General features: G+C 54.9%; 9 protein-coding genes. 3 read left to right on the plus strand and 6 right to left on the minus strand.

Features of this window, described 5'->3' with window-relative positions; genetic code table 11:
• Positions 1 to 19: 19 nt before the first annotated feature.
• Genes HF931_RS14400 through HF931_RS14410 form a run of 3 tightly spaced genes read right to left on the minus strand, consistent with a single transcriptional unit; the run spans position 20 to position 4612 of the window.
• Complete coding sequence (locus HF931_RS14400) at positions 20 to 3265, minus strand: efflux RND transporter permease subunit (protein WP_273240634.1); 3246 nt, start codon at positions 3263 to 3265, stop codon at positions 20 to 22.
• The gene (locus HF931_RS14405) at positions 3262 to 4251 is read right to left on the minus strand and encodes an efflux RND transporter periplasmic adaptor subunit (RefSeq protein WP_273240636.1); all 990 of its coding nucleotides are present in this window, start codon (positions 4249 to 4251) and stop codon (positions 3262 to 3264) included. The genes HF931_RS14400 and HF931_RS14405 overlap by 4 nt, the downstream gene beginning before the upstream one ends.
• 1 nt (position 4252) lies before the next feature.
• Positions 4253 to 4612 (minus strand): rhodanese-like domain-containing protein, encoded by a 360-nt coding sequence (locus HF931_RS14410; RefSeq protein WP_273240638.1) that lies wholly within the window; start codon positions 4610 to 4612, stop codon positions 4253 to 4255.
• A gap of 140 nt (positions 4613 to 4752) precedes the next feature.
• On the opposite strand from HF931_RS14410, the gene HF931_RS14415 reads away from it, so the two are divergent.
• The 3 genes from HF931_RS14415 to HF931_RS14425 are packed head-to-tail and all read left to right on the plus strand — an operon-like array spanning position 4753 to position 6711.
• Positions 4753 to 6030 carry an NAD(P)/FAD-dependent oxidoreductase gene (locus HF931_RS14415; RefSeq protein WP_273240640.1) on the plus strand — a complete coding sequence of 426 codons (1278 nt, stop codon included), beginning with the start codon at positions 4753 to 4755 and terminating at the stop codon, positions 6028 to 6030.
• A gap of 2 nt (positions 6031 to 6032) precedes the next feature.
• Complete coding sequence (locus HF931_RS14420) at positions 6033 to 6488, plus strand: thioredoxin domain-containing protein (protein WP_273240642.1); 456 nt, start codon at positions 6033 to 6035, stop codon at positions 6486 to 6488.
• Between the two features lie 19 nt (positions 6489 to 6507).
• A complete protein-coding gene (locus HF931_RS14425) occupies positions 6508 to 6711 on the plus strand; it encodes a YgaP family membrane protein (RefSeq protein ID WP_035550227.1) in 204 nt (67 codons plus the stop codon).
• A 104-nt stretch (positions 6712 to 6815) separates the two neighbouring features.
• On the opposite strand, the gene HF931_RS14430 is transcribed toward HF931_RS14425, so the two are convergent.
• From HF931_RS14430 to HF931_RS14440, 3 genes are all read right to left on the minus strand, one after another.
• Positions 6816 to 9428 carry a TonB-dependent receptor domain-containing protein gene (locus tag HF931_RS14430; RefSeq protein WP_035550225.1) on the minus strand — a complete coding sequence of 871 codons (2613 nt, stop codon included), beginning with the start codon at positions 9426 to 9428 and terminating at the stop codon, positions 6816 to 6818.
• Positions 9429 to 9559: 131 nt separating this feature from the next.
• Positions 9560 to 12328 (minus strand): hypothetical protein, encoded by a 2769-nt coding sequence (locus HF931_RS14435; RefSeq protein ID WP_035550222.1) that lies wholly within the window; start codon positions 12326 to 12328, stop codon positions 9560 to 9562.
• A gap of 754 nt (positions 12329 to 13082) precedes the next feature.
• The gene (locus tag HF931_RS14440; RefSeq protein WP_273240645.1) at positions 13083 to 15770 is read right to left on the minus strand and encodes a TonB-dependent receptor; all 2688 of its coding nucleotides are present in this window, start codon (positions 15768 to 15770) and stop codon (positions 13083 to 13085) included.
• Positions 15771 to 15791 lie beyond the last annotated feature (21 nt).

Raw genomic sequence — 15791 nt, forward strand, 5'->3', positions numbered from 1 at the left:
TCTACAGTCCTGACCAATCTCAAGAAGGCGCTTGGGTCCCAGTACCCTCAGATTCCGGTGCGGCGTCCGCCACCCAATCTGGCCCCTTCAGTGCGACATAAATTGCGGGGATCACCAGCACGGTCAACGCGGTGGATGACGCCAGCCCGAACAGGAGCGAGATTGCCAAGCCCTGGAAAATCGGGTCCGTCAGAATCACAGCTGCGCCAATCATTGCGGCCAAAGCTGTCAGCAGGATCGGCTTGAACCGAATGGCCCCCGCATCCAGCAAGACTTCCCGCAAGGGCCGGTCCGCGAACTGACCGTGGCGAACAAAATCCACCAAGAGAATCGAATTTCTCACGATGATGCCCGCGAGTGCAATGAAGCCAATCATCGATGTCGCCGTGAATGCCGCCCCGAATATCCAGTGCCCCAGCATGATACCGATCAGCGTGAGTGGCACTGGCGTCAGGATCACCAAGGGAGTTCTGAATGTACCAAACTGCGCGACCACGAGTATGTAGATGGCCACGAGAGCTACGCCGAACGCCAAGCCCATATCCCGGAATGTGACATAGGTGATCTCCCACTCCCCATCCCACAACAATGATGGCTTTGATTCATCCGCCGGCTGACCATAAAGGCGTATTTCAGGTGCCTCCAGCCCCGCCGCAGCCCAATCATAAGCGTCGACACGGTCCTGGATTTCCATCATTCCGTAAATAGGCGCCTCAAATCGGCCGGCCAATTCTCCCATGACCATGTCGGCGAAATAGCCATCCCGACGGAAGATCGTGGCTGAGCCGGATTCCATGCGCGCATCGACCAACGTACCCAGCTCAACAGCCTGGGCACCCGGCTGGACCGGCACTGGCAGACTGGCCGTGCGTTCTGACCAGACCTGTGAGGACTTCGGCAGCCGAACCGCAACAGACAAGGGGTCCCGCCCACCACCGCGCGGGGCCACACCAACGATCTTTCCAGAATAAATCAGCGCCAGCGCATCCAGCACATCCTGCTCGGCAACACCTCGGTCAGACGCGGTTGTCTCATCGACGGAAAGAAGCAGTCGAGGTTGCGGACCACCGAAAGAGTTGTCGACGTCCACAATATACTCGGTTTCCCGAAACAATTGTTCTACAATTTCTGCGGTCCTGCGCCGCGTCTCCGCATCCGGCCCATAGATTTCAGCCAGCAATGTCGACAGGACAGGAGGCCCAGGAGGCACTTCCACGACTTTGACACTGGCGCCATCAGGCAGCGGAATCTCTCTCAACTGAATTCTCAGATCGAGCGCAATCTCGTGACTGGACCTGTTGCGATGGCTCTTTTCAAGCAGATTGACCTGAAGATCACCAAGCTCCGGAGAAGACCGAAGGAAATAGTGCCGCACCAGTCCATTGAAGTTGAACGGCGCCGCCGTACCAGCATAAGCCTGAATGGACTCGACCTCATCGACATCGTACATCGTTGCCGCCAACGCAAACAGCGTGCGTTCAGTTTCTTCCAGAGCCGTCCCCTCTGGCATGTCGAGAACGATCTGTATTTCAGATTTGTTGTCGAACGGCAGCAGCTTCACCGTCACGGCTTTGGTTACAAACAGCATCAAGGATGCAAGTGTCGCCACACCGACTATGCCAAGAAATATCCAGGCATTGCGGCGGCTTTCCACAATCGGACCAGCAACAGTGCGATAGAACCGCCCCAAACGGCTTTCTTTCTCATCAGAATGCTCATGAACAGGTGCCCTGCCCGCGATCTTCATCAAAAGCCATGGCGCGATCCCTACAGCGACAAAAAATGAAAACAGCATTGCTGCAGAAGCATTTGCCGGGATCGGCGCCATGTACGGACCCATAAGTCCTGAAACGAACATCATCGGCAGCAAAGCAGCTATGACGGTCAATGTCGCGACGATTGTCGGATTCCCGACTTCAGCCACGGCATCAATCGCAGCCTGCACGCGTGGTCGCCCATCCCGCATGGACCAGTGTCGCGCTATGTTCTCGATAATGACGATCGCATCATCCACCAGAATACCGATGGAAAAGATGAGCGCAAACAAACTGACCCGGTTAATCGTATAGCCCATCATAAGTGAGGCAAAGAGCGTTAGCAGGATGGTTGTCGGAATAACGATCAGCGTAACAATCGCTTCTCTCCATCCAATTGCGAATGCGATCAGGACCACAATGGACACTGTCGCAAGCGCCAGATGGAAGAGCAATTCATTGGCCTTGTGGTTCGCCGTCTCGCCATAGTTTCGCGTCACGGCGATATGGACGCCTTCCGGTATCATTTCCCGTTCGAGCAGCTCAAGTCGCTCAAGAATTTGGTCTGCAACAACAACCGCATTCGCCCCCGGCCGCTTGGCAAGTGAGAGCGTCACAGCGGGTAAGGCTTCGAACTCTGCACGCGACGAATTTCGCTCAAGCGTCCACGCGCGTGCCTCAGTCTCAATACCGGCGACTTCGACGCGCGCGATATCCGACAAGTATATTGTGCGACCATCGGGAGCCCGGATTTCAAGACGTTCCAGATCCCCTATGGCGGATATGCGATCCCCCGCCTGAACGATGATGGATTCCCCTGCCCCACGCGCAGCTCCAATGGGGCGCGCCTGAACGGCCTGCGAAACGGTATCAACCAACGCCTGTAGTGGAACACTATATGACGACAGGGCCTCAATATCGGGCTCGACACGCAGCTCGAGGCTACGACCACCAATCACGTCTGTCAGGCCGACATCTTCGACCTTCACGAGTTCTTTCAGAACCTCGTCCGCCAGCATCCGCAAGCTCGTGTCGTTCCAGACATGGCCCGTCCAAGGCTCAGGCGACAGGGTAAGTGTAACGATCGGAACATCATCAATGCCGCGGCCGACAACTTGTGGCATGGGCACTTCTGGCGGAATACGATCAATATTTGCACGGATCTTTTCATGGATTCGCAGGATCGCGTCATCGGCATCAGTCCCAACCATGAAGCGAGCGGTTACAATCGCTCCATCGTCCCGGCTTTGACTGTATACATGCTCAACATCAGGGATCGCCTTGACAATTTCCTCTAGCGGCTCCGTAACCTGTTCAACCGTGTCGGCTGCACGCAGGCCCGGGGACTGTACCAGAATGTCCACCATCGGAACGGAGATTTGCGGCTCCTCCTCGCGAGGAATCGTCAGCAGTGCAACCAAACCGACCGCAAGAGCAGCCAGCAGGATCAATGGCGTCAGCGGCGAACGGATGGTTGCCCGTGTGATAGAACCCGAAACATCCGCCTTCATGAGCTTTTCGTTCCCGGCAAGACAATTACGTCTCCCGGTCGCAGCCCCGACAGAACTTCATAGACTCCATTGGCAACCAGCGGCTCGGCTAAAACGACAGGGGCATCAACATATCTGTCCCCAATCTTCACCCGCACAAAATCTACGCCATACCGCGTCGTCACATACTCCTGGGGGAGGATGATCGCCCGCCGGTCACCAACTGGCGCAAGCACGTCGGCTCGCTCCCCAACCAAGGCATTGAGCCCGCCCTCGACAACAGCATCAGCCACCACAGCGCCATCCTTGAGTGCTGGGTAAACCTTTTCAATCCTGGCCGTCCTAATGGCATCATCTCGCGCGGGAAGCCGAATGGATATTTCGCCGCCCTCAGATAGATAGCTCAAATGTCGCTCAGGCAGAGACAAGCGTACCAGGCCGTCCAGGGTCGCTAGAGTGGCGATGACTTGTCCTGGAGACACGACACTGCCCTCTACCACCGAGACATCAGTCACCCGCGAGTCCGCAGGCGCCCGCACATAGCCTTCTCCCTGTCGGGCAACGAGACTGCGGCGCTCCTCTATGGCCGAGGCTCTGTTCGACTTCATCACATTGAGCGCCGCCGCTTCCTGATCATATCGAGCCTTGGGATAAAAACCGTCCGCCAGTAGTTTCTCAGCGCGCGCGAGATCCGCCTCTTGTTGGGTCACTTGCTCTGTCAGGCCATCAATTCGGGACTGAATGGCGTTGATCTGGGGTGCGATCGTGTCATCAGCAATGAACGCAACAACGTCACCAGCCTTCACTGTATCACCCTCATCTATACCAAGCTGGGTCACGATGCCTTGCAGCCGGGAGCGGGCCATCGCCGTATCGCTGGCCTCAATGCGGCCAACGACGGGTCGGTAGTCCGTGACGATGCTCTCTTCCACCGTCATGGTTTGGGTAGCAGCAATCGGACTACTTGCCAGACACACCGCCAAGCTGGCCAAAGCAAATCGGATCATCTCAATAATCCCCCTTGTCCACGACAGTCCCGGTGCCTGGATCAATCCGAATGCACGGCTGTCCAGTTGATCTCCAGGCAGCAATTCCCCCAGCCATATGAGCGGCCTCAACTCCAATCTCCTTCATGAACTTTTCCAAGGCCATGCGGGATCTTTTGCCGGAACCGCACTGAAAAATGATCTGCCGGTGTCCGTCAGTCGGAAGCGCCTTTGGCTCGAAAGTCGACAATGGGTGCAGTAAAGCACCATGGATCCGCTCGTTCGCGAACTCCGCCGGCTCACGTACATCGACAAGCAATATGTTTCCGGCCTTCAGGTCAGCCAGAACTTGTTCGGGTTTCACGTCATATTTGTCTGCCATGTTCATCAAAGCTCCCTGCTTGCTGGTGATTGCGCACCACGCATTTGATCTAGGTCATCAATACTCGCACCCATATAAGTAGCATTGCGTATTTGCGAAAGTGCTAATATACAATATCTCTCCTGCATGGAGGATTGGTCATGGCAAAAGTCGTAATTCTCGGCGCCGGATTGGGTGGGCTTATTGCAGCCTTCGAAATCAAGAAAACGCTCGGCGATCAACACGATGTCGCGATCATCAGCGAGACCGATTACTACCAGTTTCAGCCTTCAAACCCTTGGGTGATCGTGGGATGGCGCCAACGCTCGGATATAACCATCGACCTTGCCAAACCCCTGAAGAAGCGAGGCGTTGAACTGATTGTCGGCAAAGCGGTAAAGGTCGTCCCCGAAGACAAATGCGTTCGAATGCCGAATGGCGACCGCATCTCCTATGACTATCTCGTAATTGCCACAGGACCCGAGCTTGCATTCGATGAAATTGAAGGCCTTGGTCCACGCGGCCACACACAGTCCGTGTGCCATATTGATCATGCGGAACAAGGATTCGCGGCTTTTGAAGCTTTTTGCAGGGACCCCGGACCAATTGTGATCGGTGCAGCGCAGGGGGCATCCTGCTTTGGACCTGCGTACGAGACTGCTATGATCATCGAGACGGAACTGCGTAAACGGAAGATCCGCGATCAGGTTCCAATGACCTTCATTACGCCTGAACCCTATATCGGTCACCTCGGCCTCGACGGTGTGGGCGATACAAAGGGCTTGCTGGAAAGCGAAATGCGCGAACGGCATATAAAATGGATTACCAACGCACGCGTTTCAGCAGCCAAAGCGAACTCAATCGAGGTAGAAGAACTTGATTTGAATGGGAACGTTGTGAAGAAACACGACCTTCCGTCCAAGTTTTCAATGCTGATGCCACCGTTTCAGGGCGTGGAGGCCGTTCGCGGCGTCGACAATTTGGTCAATCCAAAAGGCTTCATCCTCACGGATGAGTTTCAGCGAAATCCGACCTGGCCAGATATCTTCGGTATTGGCGTCTGCATCGCAATACCGCCCATGGGACAAACACCCGTACCCGTCGGCGTCCCAAAGACAGGCTTCATGATTGAGTCAATGGTTGAGGCGACCGCGCGGAACATCAAGCAGCTGATTGATGGCGAGGTTCCAACTCGCAAGGCAACATGGAATGCAATTTGCCTGGCGGACTTCGGGGATGGCGGCGTTGCCTTTGTCGCACAGCCACAGATCCCACCGAGAAATGTCAACTGGTCTGCCTCAGGTCGTTGGGTTCACATGGCGAAAGCTGGTTTCGAAAAATACTTCCTGCACAAACTGAGAACCGGAAAATCAGAGACCTTCTACGAAAATGCCGCCCTCGGACTTTTGAAGACTCACAAACTGAAAGGTCACTCTTGATAATGGCGACCAAACACATTGTTTGCACAAGATGCGGCACGATAAACCGAGTGCCCGCTGACAAGCAATTGGCAAGCGGCCAGTGTGGGGCATGTAAGTCAAAGCTCTCAACAGACACGCCAATTGATATCAGCGAAACCATATTGAATCGCTTGTTGGCGAAAGATGAGGGCTCATTCCTACTGGATGTTTGGGCGCCTTGGTGCGGCCCCTGTCGAATGATGGCACCAGCCTACATGGAGACAGCAAAGCACTATGGCGGAGCTTTGCGTTTTCTGAAACTGAACACTGAAGCGTTTCCGAATGCTGGCGCGGCATTGAACGTTCGCGGAATTCCCGCCCTGCTCATGTTTCAATCCGGCTCCATCGTGGATCAGCGCGCAGGAGTCATGACATCGCAAATGATGACCAAATGGATCGACAACTCAAACATCGCAGCGTCTCTAACGGAAATCTGACTTAACACGGAGTATTGCAATGAACCTTGACCGCGCCGTTCTGGCATTCGCAGGCTTGATCGTTCTCGTGAGCCTTGCCCTCGGATACTGGGTTTCGCCCTACTGGCTGCTTCTTACCGCGTTTGCTGGCCTGAACATGGTTCAGGCTGCTTTCACGGGATTCTGCCCCGCGGCACTGATCTTCAAACTGTTCGGCGTCCGCAGCGGCTCTGCGTTTCGCTGAAGGATCATGAAGGCCGAAAAACGCTTTTGCCCCACCTCAATCAAAGCGCCCCTCGCCTGAATACTAGGCAAGGGGCGCTGTCTTTTAAACCGATCTGACTGGATCTAGAACTTAGCCGTCAGACTGACCGAGAAGGTCTGACCACGATCATACGTATTGAACTCAGTACGTCCAAGTTCACCTTCGCTGATCTGATACTCTTCATGAGCTTCATCAAGCAGGTTGCGCCCGCTCAGCCCCAGCGTGAATTCGCGTCCAACCACTTCAAAATCACGGTTGTAGACGAGGTCCAACTGAATACCTGGATCTTCGATGATATCCGGCAGAGCCGCGCCTGGCAGATCAATGCCGCGCTGGAGAATACGATCATCAACCCAACCCACGAGTAGAGTGAGCTGTTCGACGTCAGATTCCCAACCAAACTGAGCGTTCAGAATGTTCTCCGGCGTGCCTTGCAAGTCAGATCCATCCAGTCCGAAGAAGCTGGCGTCACGCAGAGACCGGGAAATCGGATCGAAAACCTGATCATTCTCATCAGCCTGCACTTCTGAGGACGTGTAGGTGTAGTTGATGGAGAACCGGCCGTCGCGATCGTTGAAGAACGAATTATCGAACGGGAATTCGAACAGAGTACGATACTCGAATTCACCGCCGAACAGTTCGGCTTTCGGTGAGTTGATGAACGTTGTTTCGAACACGAAGGTTGAAGTGGAGTACTGGATTTCCTCGATAGGATTTTCCAGTTCCTTGTAGAAACCTGCAATCGTGATGAACTCGTTCGGGCCAAGATAGTACTCAAGGCGCGCATCGTAGTTTGTCAGCTCTGTATCGACCAGCCCGTTATTACCCCGATAGGAGCGCTCACTTTCCGGATCGAAATAATTCGAAAGAGCGAGTTCCCGGAATTGTGGGCGAGCAATTGTCTGGGAATATCCAAGACGCAGTTGCAGATCTTCAGCGAAGTTCCACGTGAACGTCAAGGATGGCAGCAGATAGTCATTTTCGAGATCGACTGCACCGGCGCCTTCATTGCCGAAACGGTCGAACGTGTTGACTGTCTGTTGGGCTTCTTCATAGCGAAGGCCCAGCGTGGTCTGGATGAAGTCCGTCCACTCAATGTCGCCCTCGACATAGGCGGCATAAACATCCAACTGACCCTCATAGGAGTCGTTTGGCGTGGTGATTTCCTGCAGCACGAAACGCTGTGGGTCGATATTGTCAGGGCTGAACAGGAAGTCGGGGCGTTGGATCTGAATATCTTCAGAGATCGAGTTGCCGCCGGCAAAACGGAAAGCGTAGAAATTGTATTCACGCTCGGTCGAGGAAACGTCAAAACCGCCCGACAGGACCGCCTCACGGGAATCGCTCAGCTCAATTGTGTATTCCGCATCGCCGCCGATTCCTTTGATATCATCGGTAAGGTCGGAGAAGCGAATGTCGTAGCTGTTCGCGACCTGATAGGCCGGAACACCGTCATCGTTGATGTAGCGACGAAGCGAACGCTCATACGGCGCGTCACGCGTCGATTGAGCGACCGAACCGCGCCAGGACAGGACGAGATCATCAAACGTGTGCTCGCCGCGAAGCTGACCAAACAGAAGGCCCCGCTCAAACCAGCCTGAGGATTCGTCGAAGATTTCGCCAGAGCTACCCTGCGCGTTGAAGTCCGTACCGGTATCAATCTGGGCTTCTTTCGACGTGTCATGCACGTAGAATACAGTCGCCTGGACTTCATGACCGGAATACCAGTTGATGGTCGCAGAACTTAGTGCGTTAACGGTCGCGTTGTAGTTCGTTTCCAGCGTCTGATAGTCGTTTCCGAGCACACCGCCCTGAACAAATTGGCGAGTCGCTTGCTTGGTGGCCCAACCGGAGTCAAATCCGGCAACACCAATGATGCCGAGGTCAAACTCCTTGCCTTCAACGATCCGGCCGAACTCAACAGAACCGTTATAGTTTGGTTCCAGGTCCTTTTCCTGAATGACATTCAGAGGCGTGTTTACGAGGCTCTCACCCACAGCTTCGATGGCGTCGTCATCAAGGCTGTTCAAGCTTTGGTCCAGGCTCAGTACGAGTCCCAATGGTTGCGGGAAATTGCGCAGACCATCATCATAACCGCTCCAGTCCGTATCAGAACCGCGAACGAAGATGCCCTTGTCGAAGGTGGTCGCCGTGTTTGCACTGGCACCAAGCTTTACGTGAAAGAAGTTCTCGTTTGGTTGGCGAAGCGTTTGCAGGTCGATGATGCCGCCACCGAATTCGCCCGGATAGTTTACCGAGAAGGTTTTTTGGACGGTTGCACCGTCAAGAGCGTTAGACGGAAACAGGTCCAGTGGAACTGTCCGGCGAAGTGGTTCTGGACTGGGAAGCGGCGAACCGTTCAAAAGTGCCGCCGAGTAGCGGTCACCCAGACCGCGAACATAGGCAAATTTGTCCGAAACAATACTAAGACCCGACAAGCGGGTCAGTGCGAGCGCAGCGTTGGAGTCGCCTTGGCGAGCCAAGTCTTCCGGCGCGAGAAACGATGCGACCTGCGACGTTTCACGTTGGGGTGCGGGGATGTACTCGCCTCGAACAACAACCGTTTCCAGTTCACGTGCTTCTTCGGCGGTTTCTTCCTGCTCAGATGGAGCTTCTTGCGCAACGGCGGGAATGTGGTTTGCCAGGGCTAGCGCTGTCCCGAACAGCAAAGTCCCTTTTAGCAATTGGTGTCTCATGAGACTGTCCTTGTGAATTTTTACCCAGTCGTTCGTGATAGAAATGCCCCTCGAACTCTCGGGAAATACAAACCTGTGTAGGTGCAAGGTGCGGGCAACGCTCGTTGCCCGCACCCCGCAAATGCCTCTGGCTAGCAAGCGTCGCTAGCTTCCAGTCCGCAGGACCATCCCTGCCACCATGTGTCAGAGCTGTCCTTGACGGCGCCGATGTAATCAACCGGGTCGAGATCGGACGAAATCGTCGTGACATCGAATGCAGTGACACCAGACTCGGCGGCTCCATTTACAAACGTGGAAGACAGCGTCGACGCGGTCGTCGTTGAGTTGTTTGTGCCAGCTGCAACAGACGCTTCAGCGATTGCCGTTTCGGAATTCGACGTGGTTAGGCCGAGGTCACAGTCAAACAGTACCGAGTCGAAAGCGGGGTCCGATCCGGCATCATACGTCGTGTTGCCATCACCGGCGCTATCCTGCCAACGCATGCACTCTTTTCCGTAGTTCACAACGCCGTTGACGTAACGACCAACCGTACCTGTGTTCAGGCGGAAGGCGTTCGTGCGGTTACCGACGAAAGTGAAGTTGGAAATTTTGGCGTTCGACAGTGGCGTGACACCAGAACCAGCGCTGGAGGCTTCAACGATATTGTCACCGCCGCTTTCGCGCTGAACCACGATGGCATACTGAATGGAGCCATTGTAGCCATTGTCCGTATCGATCGAGTCATCGTCGTTGCCGGTCAGCACCAGGTACTTCACGTTGACGCCGCCACCGAAGAATTCGACGCCGTCGTCCGCGTTGTTGTGGACCTGAATGTATTCAACTTCAGTTCCGGTTCCAACGCCAGCGAAGGTGATGCCGTTCAGTTCGTTACCAGCTGTGTTGATTGCGAAGCCAGCGTGGCGAACTTGTGTGAAGCGGATCGAGCCGCTGTCATCATCAGCGGTTGCACCACCGTAAACGGCTTCTGGATTGGTCACACCTTCAACGAGGTTTTCACATGCGACCGTGCCTGGCGTTGCAGCGTCACGGCAGCGATTGATTGGTGCGCGGCCGAGAATAACCACGCCGCCCCATTCACCGATGGCATTTTCTGCATCAACCTGGCTGTTCGTAAGATCAGCCTCAGACGTCATGATGACGGGGTTCTCGCGAGTACCGTTGGAGAAGATCTGCGAACCGCGGTTCACAACGATGTAGTCTTCACCCTCATCACCGAACATGGTCACGCCAGATTCGATGGTCAGGGCAGCCGGGTCGCCATCCGTAGCGGAACCATCAGCACCGACGTCGATACCGACATCAACCCGTCCGACGATTTCGTAGATGTTGCCACGGGTCAGGCGGACATCGTCCGTCAGGATACCGCTGACTTGGCAGACATTCTGACCTTGGAGGTCAAAGCCGCTGTCGGTTGTTCCGGATGGGCACTCAGGCTCAGGGAACACTGCGAATGACCAACCAGACGCCCAGTTTTCCGTGACCGATTCGTCGGGACCAAATGCACCGATGTAGGTGACAGGCTCGAAGAAGCTGGACAGCGTCGTTGCGTCAAATGGCGTGACAGCCTGCTCGTTCGGTCCAGGGAAGAACTGCGAAGCGAGGGAGTCGCTGACGTCGGTTGAGTTGTTGGTACCCGCCGCAACAGATGCTTCAGCGGTTGCCGTTTCGGAGTTGCTCGTGGTCAGGCCGAGATCACAATCGAACAGAACCGAGTCAAAAGCCGGATCAGAACCAGCCGTAAATCCGGCAGTGCCATCACCAGCACTATCCTGCCAGCGCATACATTCCTTGCCGTAGTTCACGACGCCGTTGACATAGCGGCCAACCGTACCTGTGTTCAGGCGGAAAGCGTTCGTACGATTACCGACGAAGGTGAAGTTGGAAATGTTCGCGTTTGAAAGTGGCGTTACACCGTTCCCGGCGCTGGATGCTTCCACAATGTTGTCACCACCGTTTTCACGTTGAGTGACCAGAGCGTACTGAATTGAGCCTTGGTAGCCGTTGTCAGTGTCGATGGAGTCATCATCGTTGCCGGTCAGCACGAGGTGGCGAACGTTGACGTTTCCGCCGAAGAACTCGACGCCGTCGTCAGAGTTGTTGTGAACCTGAACATAATCGACGGTCGTGCCGTTGCCGACACCTGCGAAGGTGATGCCGTTCAGTTCGTTACCAGCTGTGTTGATAGCAAAACCAGCGAAACGGACCTGCAAGTAACGGAGGATGCCGCTATTGTCGTTGGAGTCGTCGCCACCATAAACGGCTTCAGGATTGGTCACACCTTCAACAAGGTTTTCACAATCCACAGTGCCTGGGGTTGCTGCATCGCGGCAGCGGTTGATTGGCGCTTGGCCCAGAATGACCAGACCACCCCACTCAGAGATGTTGTCACCACCGTCATCATTTGACGCGTCGCTATCGGCCTGGCGCTCAAGGTCGTCGGCGCTTGTCATGACGATCGGTGCCGCGCGTTCACCATCCGCTACCAGCTGGGATCCGCGATTAACGACGATGTAGTCAGAGCCGGATTCACCGAACAGCGTGACGCCAGGATCAATCGTCATCGTCACGCCCTGGCCGCCGGCGAGATTGCCGTCTGCACCCGTGTCAGCGCCGATGTCGATCCGACCGTCGATGCGGTAGGCCAGCCCCTCAATATTCTCAAGCGTAACATTCGCGAGATAGGTGCCGGACAGATTACATGTGGTCAGGCCAGCAACAGCTTCGCCTTCAGTAAAGGCTGCGGGGCATTCAGCGGAACCTGAACCGCCGTCACCGCCGCCATCGCTACCGCCTCCTGGAGGCGTCGTTGGGGTTGTCGTTCCTGGTGAAGAAATGTCGCTGCCCTGCGAACAGGCTGCGAGAGCAAGCGCCAAGGCACTCGCGGCTAGTTTGAGTCTCATTGTCCAACCCCTAATAATTGGTTTGCAAATTGCATTCGATCGTAGATTCGACGATCTGAAGGGGCTCTAGACGTCTTATGTAACACCCGAATGACACCCCGGATGGTTAGCGCGCACGAATATGTCGAGATCACTCAACGCACCGCAGACAGTATACGCAGCCTCTGCCACGGACTCGTCACACGAGTTACAAGAAAGTATCCATGTACAGGATAGCTGCAGTGAGGCACTCTACTTAATGCACGCGCCTTCAAGACACAGAAGCGCCCAGCATCCACCCAAACCATTGTTTTATTTGGATTTTAATTCCACAGTCTTTGTAGAATACTCTGCTGGTGCCAAGCTGAGCAATTTGATCTTCGCAAAAAGAGCAGAACACGATCAATTTGAAGCATAGAAAAACCCCAAAACTCCGCCCTCTGATTGCACGCGATAGCGGCCGCTTTGAAGACGCCCGCTCACAAAAGCTGTTTTGTGAATTTTTTGTGTATCTCGCAGCTCGACACATCGTTCTTTTGTGCCCCTGAAGCCCCCATATCGAATGAGTTCCCCCCTGCCTGGGTGGAACAAGCTGATGACGGTATGCAGTCTGCACGGCTTTCGTGCCGCCAGTCCCTACCTGCGCAAGTGTGCCCGATCTGGTTCTCGTATGAAGTCTGAAAAATTGTCATGATTTCAGCTGTACACTTACTGTAAGGTGATACGAGCGCCCCAACTTCGCACAGGTGCACTCACACGGTTATAAATGAGCACCTCAAAAGCGTGACGTTAGCCGAACATAATATTGACCTCCATCAGTATCGTAGGGGGCGTTGCGGGAATAAATCAGCCCCTTGCTGACCTCCAGAACGGCCTCATCCGGATACTGATTGAATAAGTTCTCCACGCCGAAGCGCACAGTGAAATTGTCACTGAGCTCAGCCGACACACTGACATCGACGAAAACTTCCGAACCGAACTCCTGAATCAAATCTGCATTTTGATCGGTAAAATCCACCCAGGGACCGATCCATTTGAGTCTGGCATCGAATGACCAAGTTCCGCGTCTGAACTCTGCTGAGGCATGGGTGGAGAAACGTGGATAGAGCCGCTCGAACCGGTCTACTCGCGAGGGATTTTGGACAAAGCTGGAGTTCAGCACATAGGTGTTGTTGTAATTGAATGATAGGCCGAGGGTTAAGTCACCTGCTGCCAGTTGCGCGTCGTAATCCATCACCAGATCCACGCCGGACGTTCGCGTATCGAAGCTGTTCTGAAAGAATCCCACCTCCGTAATGCTTTCCCCACCCGGCACACCCAATGCCGCGAGGCGCGCACGCTCATTGGGTTCCAACGTATAAAACTCAGATGTAAAAATCCGATCTCGGACGTCTGTCTGATAGATATCCAGGCTGGCCATCATCCTGTCCATAGGACGGAAGACCAAACCGGCAGAGAGATTCACCGAAGTTTCGGGCTTCAGTGCGGAGATATCCACACCTCCCCGCCCGCTTAGAATTTCCCCCACCGGTCCGATAGGGCTAAAACGACCATTCGTGAAAACGTCCAACGTGTCTGGAGCGACCCCCTGCGATGTCCGCTCCGAGAAGAGTTGCGCCGGTGTCGGAGCCTTGAACCCAGTCGAGACTGTGGTGCGTAGCGCGAAACCTTCCAGCAAGTCTTTACGATACGATAGCTTACCGTTCAGTGTGCTTCCGAAAGTATCGAACTCTTCGAGACGCAGAGCGACACCCAGTTGTACATTTTCATCAGGACGCGTCTCGGCGTCGACATAAGCTGCCCAATTGGACTGATCATATGTTTTGGCCTGGTCCAGGGTATAGCCTGGAAACCCGTTTGATCCCGAAGTCAAACCGTCTGCGGCGCCCGGGCCAATTTCATATGAGGCAGGCTCGCCTTCAGCAATGGTGTAGCGTTCCAGTCTGCTTTCAAGGCCAAAGGCCAAATTGATTGGTCGGGAGAAGAATAGAGACGTATCGAGCTGGGTTTGGAAATCTGCATTCAGATTGAACTCCTGTTGGCGCAAGCCGCCTGCATCAAACTGCGTCGGACTATCCGGCCCCATGGACGCATTGATCGTGTTATAGAGAAAATAGTCGATCTGATTTTCTCCGTATGCAGCACTGATATCGTAGGACAAGCCGCTCGCCAAAGCGCCTTTCAGACCAAAGATTGCAGCACGGTCATTCTCCTCCTGCCCGAATTGGGGCGTGAACCCGTTCGGATAGAGATCAATCAGCGACCAGTTTCCGAAGGTGGAACTGGAAACATAGACGCTTGGTGTTGCCGGGCTGCGCCAGTTGAAGTCGCTCACACCCTGCCCCCAACTCGCACTGAGGAGGGTATAGATCTGTCCGAAGTCAGTATTCTGGTCTGCCACCAGTAACGCCCGGAAATCCTCCCGTTCGGGCTGGCCCCATTTCTGGACTGGATTGGCAATAGCTGCATCTGGATGTTCTTCAAGATATTGCACAGCATCGAGACGCTGGCGGGCACGAGAAGTCGGCGCGGCATCGCTGTAGTCGAGGCTGAGCCGGAAGCCGCCTTCTAGTTCGCGGGCTCCGCCGCCAAGGCCGATACGCTTCTGAATTCCATCACCCTCGTAGTACTGGCTAGATTGCGCGAAGCCTTCAACCAGCGTGTCATCGCGAGTGATAATGTTGATCACCCCCGCAATCGCGTCCGAACCATATTGCGCCGATGCTCCGTCCCGCAGAATCTCAACACGCTGGATGGCATTGGTGGGAATCTTCGACAGGTCGGGTGACTGGGATCCGCCAGCATTCAGCATGGCGGAGCGGTGTCGGCGCTTACCGTTGACCATGATCAGTGTATGATCGGCTGACAGATTCCGCAGGCTATAAGGGCGCACGAATACGGCACCATCGCTAAGCGGTCGGCGTTGCACAAAAAAGCTGGGCATGATGCCTGCCAGAACATCTGCAAGATCATCGGATACAGGCGCGGCCAAATCTGTCTGGGTCAACACGTCAACCGGCGACAGACTTTCCCAAGCTTCCAATCCAGACCGAGAGCCAGTCACAATCACCGTATCATAGGTGCGTGGCAGGTCGATGGTTTGTGTAGGCCGCTGGCTGCGACGGATCGCCCGGAGACCATAGGCGGGCCGCTCTGACGTCGAGCTTTCGGGCTGTTGGCGGCGAACAATCCAAACTCCGTTTGCATCTTGGCTGACGCTCAGGGATGTGCCGGACAACAATGCTGTCAGCGCTTCCTCGACGTACATGTCGCCTGATAGCGACTTGGAACTAAGGCCATCCAGATCCGCTGCTTCCGCAATAATGACAGTGTCAGTCTGGTCTGCCAGCAATGTAATGGCACCAGCCAGTGGCATGTCTGGCAGATGCAGGGAATGAGTCTGCGCGGCCGCCGATGGCACCACGGCAGAGCAGGTCAGCAGGAACAGGCAGAGCGATCGCATTCGTCCCTCAGGGAGGTCCTC

It is taken from the genome of Hyphomonas atlantica corrig. (assembly GCF_017795365.1).
Taxonomy (GTDB): domain Bacteria; phylum Pseudomonadota; class Alphaproteobacteria; order Caulobacterales; family Hyphomonadaceae; genus Hyphomonas; species Hyphomonas atlantica.